The sequence below is a fragment of the Flavobacterium sp. UBA4854 genome (genome assembly GCF_002399805.1).
GTDB lineage: Bacteria > Bacteroidota > Bacteroidia > Flavobacteriales > Flavobacteriaceae > Flavobacterium > Flavobacterium ginsengisoli.
Genome location: NZ_DHEI01000108.1, coordinates 946 through 7181, shown reverse-complemented (window position 1 = coordinate 7181; position 6236 = coordinate 946). Strand labels below are relative to the sequence as shown.

The following is a 6236-nucleotide window of genomic DNA, read 5'->3' as shown; positions in this document are numbered from 1 at the left end:
TTCAAACCAGCTTTCGGATTAAAGAAATTAAAATTATCATCTACCAAACCAGTCTCTTTACTATTTGCTTTATATTTCACATTTCTGTATTGCAAATCTCCGTAGAAACTTAATTTTTCTGTAAATTGATAATTTGCTTTCGCGAAAACATTACCATCCGTTTTTGACGAATAATCATCGTAATAATGAGCTCCTAACGCTGATTGATCTGAATATTGCGCCCAGATTACTTTTCCGAAATGGTCTCCTTCGTATTTATTCCAACCTCCTCCTAAAATAACATTTAATTTTTCTGTTACATATTTAGCAGAAAAAGTCGTTCCGTAGAAATCATTATCCAACCATTTTTGACGAATCAAATCGGTTACTGGAACTAAATTTCCATTGTCATCCTCAACTGTTTTTGTTGGCTTAATTGGTCCATAACCTTCAACAGGTTCATCTTCTTTATAATTTTCGTAATATCCTTTCCCTTTTGTATAATGAAATGCCAGGTTTGTGCTCCATTTATCAGAAAGCGATTCACTCCAGTGCAATTGATAATGATCCTGATTGTAATTATCGGTTTCGTTGTCATAAAAATGAACATTTCCTGCATCATCTGTATACATTCCTGCAGAATTAAAAGTACGATTTGTGTTAAGAGTTTCAGCATCAATTCCGTTCCAAGATTGATACGTTTTTTCAGTTCCTCCAAAAACCAACGCTTTAATCAAAGTTGTTTTGCCAACATAAGTTCCTTGCAAGAAATATGATTTTAAATCGGCACTTCCGCGATCAATATATCCATGTGTTTTTATTGTAGACAAACGCCCTGCAATTTCAAAATGATCATTTAATAAACCTGTACTAAACTTTACGGTATTTTTAATTGTATTGAATGATCCTGCAGAACTTGAGATTTCACCTGTCGCTTTTCTAGCATAACTATCAGTCAGTAAATTTAAACTTGCTCCAAATGCTCCTGCCCCATTTGTAGAAGTTCCAACTCCGCGTTGCAACTGAAGACTTTCTACAGAAGAAGCAAAATCGGGCATATTAACCCAAAATGTTCCTTGACTTTCCGCATCATTGTAAGGAATTCCGTTTATAGTTACGTTTACACGTGTAGCATCACTTCCACGAACGCGAATTCCTGTGTAACCCACACCGTTTCCAGCATCTGAAGTCGTTACAACTGAAGGCATATAATTCATCAGAACAGGAATGTCCTGACCTAAATTTCTATACTTAATTTCTTTTTTATCCATATTACTAAAACTCACTGGAGTCTTAGAAGTAACACGAACTGCAGAAACCAAAACCTCATCTAGAGAATTTACTTTTGTAGAATCTTTCTGCTGTTGTTGTGCAAAAGAAAATAGAGTAAAGAGTAAAGAAAATGAAGAAAAAACAAATTTGGCTCCGACTACATTTTGAGCCTGTGAACCTTTGTACCTCTGTGCCTTAGCACCTAAAAAAACAGTTTTCATTCGTAAAGAATTACGAATAAAAGGGGGAATTATTCTTTGTTAAATTAATAAATGTGTTTCACGACAAAATAAAGTGTGCACGCTCGATACTGTCGTTTTCCCTTAGCAACATTACTCGCTCAGGTTCTTTGGGTATGATCTCAGCTCGTTATTTGGAGCACCCCTTTGAGACAGTGCAAATGTAATGTTAAAAAGTTAAATTCCAATATTGAAAATTCCAAATTCCAAAAATTCAAGTAGATTGAAATTAAAATTCCAAATTCCGACATTAAACTTAGTTGTTGGAATTTGGAATTTATAAATTGAAATTTTACTCTATATTCGGTTTTCTTCTAGATTGTTTTAGATCAGAAATATTCTTTTTATCCTTGATTCTTTTCTTAATTACAGCTTTGGGAACTTTTGTAGCTTTTCTAACTTTCGGAACATACAATCCCTTTTTGATAATTTCCAAAAATCGTCTGGTTACAATTTCTTTGTTTTTAAGCTGGCTTCTGTCTTCATCGCAATTTAAAATCAGGATATTTTCAGAAGTTAAACGCCCTGAAATATTAGTTAGCAAAATCAATTTTTCTTCATCAGATAAAGCTTGAGAAGCATTTAAATCAAAATTCAGCACCACTTTTGACGAAACTTTGTTCACGTTTTGTCCGCCCGATCCACTACTGCGGACGGCTTTAAAGTTTAATTCTGATATGATTTTTTCTCCATCCATATTATTGTGGCTGATGCGCCGCTTTCAATAAATCGTTTACCGTTTTTACAGGATTAAAAGTAATTAATGGAACAGCCACAAAAATAGTTAGCCAGTTGGCCATTGATCCGTTCCATAAACCAGGCAATTCATAACTTTTTACCGTTTTCCCGTCAACACTTTTTTCTACAATAAAACCAGCTTTTTGATCTACAAACTGCAATAAATCAAACCTTTCGGTTTTATAATTTTTAATACCGCAAACTAAATCTACTGGATTAAAATGTGTTGATTCAGTTAAAATTGACTGTTGTTTTTTACTTGTCAAATCTACCTGAGATGTTTCTACAATTTGAAGAGAAGCCACTCCTTTATCATTCATCACCCAAAACGGGCCACCTCCAGGTTCTCCCTCATTTTTTACCATTCCGCAAACACGAATTGGTCTATCTAGAAGTTCTTTAATCTTACTTATTTTATTTTCAAAAGTAAATTTATTGAAATCATTGCTAATCTCAATATTTAGCTCATCTTTTAAAAATAGAACAATATCTGCTAAATGATTTTCTTCAATCTCATTTTGGTCAATTAATTGTAAATAAGAAAAAATCTTTTGCTGCACTTCAATTAAAACACCTGCCAATGCTTTTTTGTACAATGTAATTTTATCAATATGGTTCTGAATTACGTTGTCTATATTTTTAATGAAAATCACATCAGCATCAAGATCATTTAAATTTTCAATCAAAGCTCCATGTCCGCCTGGTCTAAAAATTAAACTACCGTTTTTATCCTTTACCAATTTGTTTCCTTCGTCGATAGTAATAGAATCAGTGCTTTTATTTTGATACGAGTATCCGATATTGATTTTTACACCAGATGGTTCTTCAATTTTTTCTATAACCTCATCAACTCCCTTATAAAATAAGTTTTGGTGAATTTCTGAAACTGTAAAATGCAGATTGGATACCTTGTTTGAAGTTGCATAATGTATACATTCATTTAAATGCTCTTCAATTGGATTTGCAATATGAGTTTCATATAAATGAAAAGGCAATACTGCTTTTGGCTTATTAGCAAAATCAAAATAGTCTGGAGATAATAATAATTTTATAAAATAATAATTCTTATAGTCTCTCTCGAGAGTTTCAAAATCGGGATATATTTCTCTTAATTTTTGATCTACAGCCTTGAAAAAAGGAAATTTATCCATTCCAATAATAAAAATGGCTAATTCTTTATCTTTTTTTCTATTGATATAACCGTTTATTGTTTCTTTCTGAATATCAAAATCATTCAAAAAAGCCGTCAAAAACTTAAACATTCTTGTAGCCGCACCAGAAGCCGGAACAAACTTTTTAATCTTTAATTTTTCTTTTTGGTCATCAAAAAAAACAGCTTTTTCTTCAAAATCTTTTTCTGATAAACTTAGAATTCCATTACCAATTTTAGCAGGACTCACTAAATTGCTCTTTACAATTCCGTTTTCAAGAAACTCTAATTGTTTTAAAATAGCGTCAAAAGAAATTCCTCTATTGTATATCTGTACAAAATCACTTGGTAAGAAATCATGCTCTTTTGCAATAGTCAAATTATCAATAATTGATATTGCTTTCGCTAATCTAGTTTCTTTATCACCAGATAAAATTATGAAAGGTTTATTGGTATCTATTAAAGTCTGTTTAAAAACAGAAAATACGCTTTCTCTACCTTCAGGAGTATCACGAATATCGTCTTTTTCCCAAGGAACATCAATATCTGTAAGGAAAAATAAATCGTATTCGTGTTTTAGTGCCGCTTCATTCAAAAGCGGATCACAAAAACCATAATACATTTCAGAAAACACTTTGGTTACCATCAAATTGGTATCACAAAACAAGTATTTATTTGCTTTTGCTAATCTTTCATTTTCCAATGCAGTCTGACCATATGCAATTGGCATCATATCATCTGCTACGCAAATATGCTGGTTTTCTTCCCATTTTTCTTGCAAATAATCACGAGCAAATTCAGGAACCCATTCTGTTTCGTAGTAATCTGCAAGCTGTTTTGCTAGGGTTGTTTTGCCTGTACTTTCAGGTCCAAACAAAGCAATTTTTATGATGGTTGTTTTTTGCTGTCTAAGATCTTTCTCCATTCTAAATAAGCTGAAATAGCCAAAATTGTAAAAATTATATACTGAAGTGACAGCATCCCTAAGCCGCGATAGGCATAAAGAGGCACAACAATAATATCACCAATAATCCAAAGTGTCCAGTTTTCTATTTTTTTTCTGGCCATGTACCACATTCCAGCAAAAAATATTCCAGACGAAATCATATCAACATAATTGTCTTTATGAATTTCATAATCAAAATATTTATAAATCCCGAAAACTACAAAAACAGTTACAATAAACAGTAAGATTCCGATTATTTTTTCATCAAAATTTGTACGGGTAATTGGCAAATTATCTTCGGCCGTTCCGCCTTTTGCCCACACATACCAGCCGTAAATACTCATTATTGAGAAATAAGCATTAATAATCATGTCTCCTATATAACCTGCAATATAAAGCAGATAAACTGATATAACAGTTGCAATTAATCCTGTTGGATACACCCAAATGTTTTCTTTTTTAGCAAACCAAACACTTAAAATTCCGCAAACAAATACTAAAAACTCTAAAGCAATATGCCATAGCGGTGCGTTTTTATAACTGTCTAAAAAAAAATCTATCATTAGAGATGTGGTATTTGGCGTTTATTGTTCAAAAAAATGACTGTTGTTTTCAAAAGCTGTTCCAATAACAACCAAATCTGCACCAGCCTTATAGGCTTTCTGAATTCCCTGCAAATCTACAATTCCTCCGCCAACAATAACAGGAATTTCAATATTTTGAGAAATCATCTCAATCATTTCTGTCGGAACAGGCTCTTTTGCGCCGCTTCCCGCTTCTAAATAAATCAGTTGGTTTCCTAACATTTCCCCTGCCTGCGCTGTTGCCAAAACCAACTCAAGATTTTTTCTGCTTAAGGGTTTTGTTTTGCTTACACGAGCCACAGCAGTTTCATTACCACTTTCTATTAAAATATAACCTGTAGAAATGACTTCTAGATTTGTTTTTTTAAGAATTGGGGCGGCCTGAACTTGATATTCAATCAAATAATCGGGATTTCGTCCCGACAATAAAGACAGAAATAAAATACCATCGGCCTTTACTGAAATTTGAGAAGGGTCTCCTGGAAACAAAACAACAGGAAGATTTGTTTTTTGCTTTAACTCCGAAATCAATTCTTCTAAAATATTATTCTGAACAATACTTCCTCCAACAAAAATATGAGTTGCAGGCGAAGCATTAATTTTCTCAATTAAATGATTAACATTTTCCAATACAATTTTATCAGGATCCAAAAGCACTGCCAGTAACTTTTGTCCATTGCTTTTAGCTTCTAAAATCTGTTGTCTTATAGTGAGAATTTGTTCTTGCATACGGGTGTAAAAGTAAAAGATTTTTAATGTAGAAGAACTATTTTGAATGAATTATATTTGTTGTACGTCTTTTGATAACGTAAATAATGCATTATGATTACAGTAGAATTACTAGAAAAATACGGTGTAGCAAAAAAATCTTTCGATAAAAATGATATTATTTTTGAAGAAGGAAATCTTCCATTACATTATTATCAAGTTATTTCTGGCGAAGTAAAAATGAGCAATTACAATGATGACGGACGTGAATTTATTCAAGGAATATTTTATAATGGACAATCTTTTGGCGAACCTCCTTTATTCTTAAATCAAAAATATCCAGCCAATGCAATTGCGGTAGAGAATGCAGAAATTTTTATTCTTCCGAAAGAGAACTTCATGAAACTTTTAGAAGAAAATCCAAAAGCAAGCATTAAAGTAATTGAGAATCTTGCGCAGCGATTGTATTATAAATCGATTATGGCCGCAGAAATTTCAACACACGAGCCAGAACATCGCGTATTGAAACTTATAGATCACGGAATTGCTTACTTCAACTTTCAAAAAGATAAAAATGGTTATCTTATCAATTTTACCAGACAGCAAATTGGAGATTTAAC

The 6236-nt window shown here is 32.5% G+C and carries 6 protein-coding genes; 1 reads left to right on the top strand and 5 read right to left on the bottom strand.

Features of this window, described 5'->3' with window-relative positions:
- The 5 genes from B3J44_RS16010 to B3J44_RS15990 form a co-directional block, all read right to left on the bottom strand.
- Positions 1 to 1472, bottom strand: a 1472-nt coding sequence (locus B3J44_RS16010; RefSeq protein ID WP_286969630.1) for a TonB-dependent receptor, incomplete at its 3' end; no start/stop codon positions are given.
- 310 nt (positions 1473 to 1782) lie between these two features.
- Positions 1783 to 2187: an alternative ribosome rescue aminoacyl-tRNA hydrolase ArfB gene (arfB, locus tag B3J44_RS16005; protein WP_286969628.1), complete on the bottom strand. Its 405-nt coding sequence runs from the start codon at positions 2185 to 2187 to the stop codon at positions 1783 to 1785.
- Position 2188: 1 nt separating this feature from the next.
- Positions 2189 to 4303, bottom strand: a complete 2115-nt coding sequence (locus tag B3J44_RS16000; RefSeq protein WP_286969627.1) for a DUF4301 family protein — start codon at positions 4301 to 4303, stop codon at positions 2189 to 2191.
- Positions 4264 to 4887 carry a nicotinamide riboside transporter PnuC gene (gene pnuC, locus B3J44_RS15995; RefSeq protein ID WP_286969626.1) on the bottom strand — a complete coding sequence of 208 codons (624 nt, stop codon included), beginning with the start codon at positions 4885 to 4887 and terminating at the stop codon, positions 4264 to 4266. The genes B3J44_RS16000 and pnuC overlap by 40 nt, the downstream gene beginning before the upstream one ends.
- A 21-nt stretch (positions 4888 to 4908) precedes the next feature.
- Positions 4909 to 5637 (bottom strand): geranylgeranylglyceryl/heptaprenylglyceryl phosphate synthase, encoded by a 729-nt coding sequence (locus B3J44_RS15990; protein WP_286969625.1) that lies wholly within the window; start codon positions 5635 to 5637, stop codon positions 4909 to 4911.
- Between the two features lie 93 nt (positions 5638 to 5730).
- Here B3J44_RS15990 and B3J44_RS15985 point away from each other — a divergent pair.
- The coding region (locus tag B3J44_RS15985; RefSeq protein ID WP_286969623.1) for a Crp/Fnr family transcriptional regulator at positions 5731 to 6236 on the top strand (506 nt) is incomplete at its 3' end.

Excerpts from the sequence above, each read along its gene's own strand:
- B3J44_RS15990 (WP_286969625.1), bottom strand. The coding sequence starts at position 5,637 with ATGCAAGAACAAATTCTCACTATAAGACAACAGATTTTAGAAGCTAAA.
- pnuC (WP_286969626.1), bottom strand. The coding sequence starts at position 4,887 with ATGATAGATTTTTTTTTAGACAGTTATAAAAACGCACCGCTATGGCAT.
- B3J44_RS16000 (WP_286969627.1), bottom strand. The coding sequence starts at position 4,303 with ATGGAGAAAGATCTTAGACAGCAAAAAACAACCATCATAAAAATTGCT.
- arfB (WP_286969628.1), bottom strand. The coding sequence starts at position 2,187 with ATGGATGGAGAAAAAATCATATCAGAATTAAACTTTAAAGCCGTCCGC.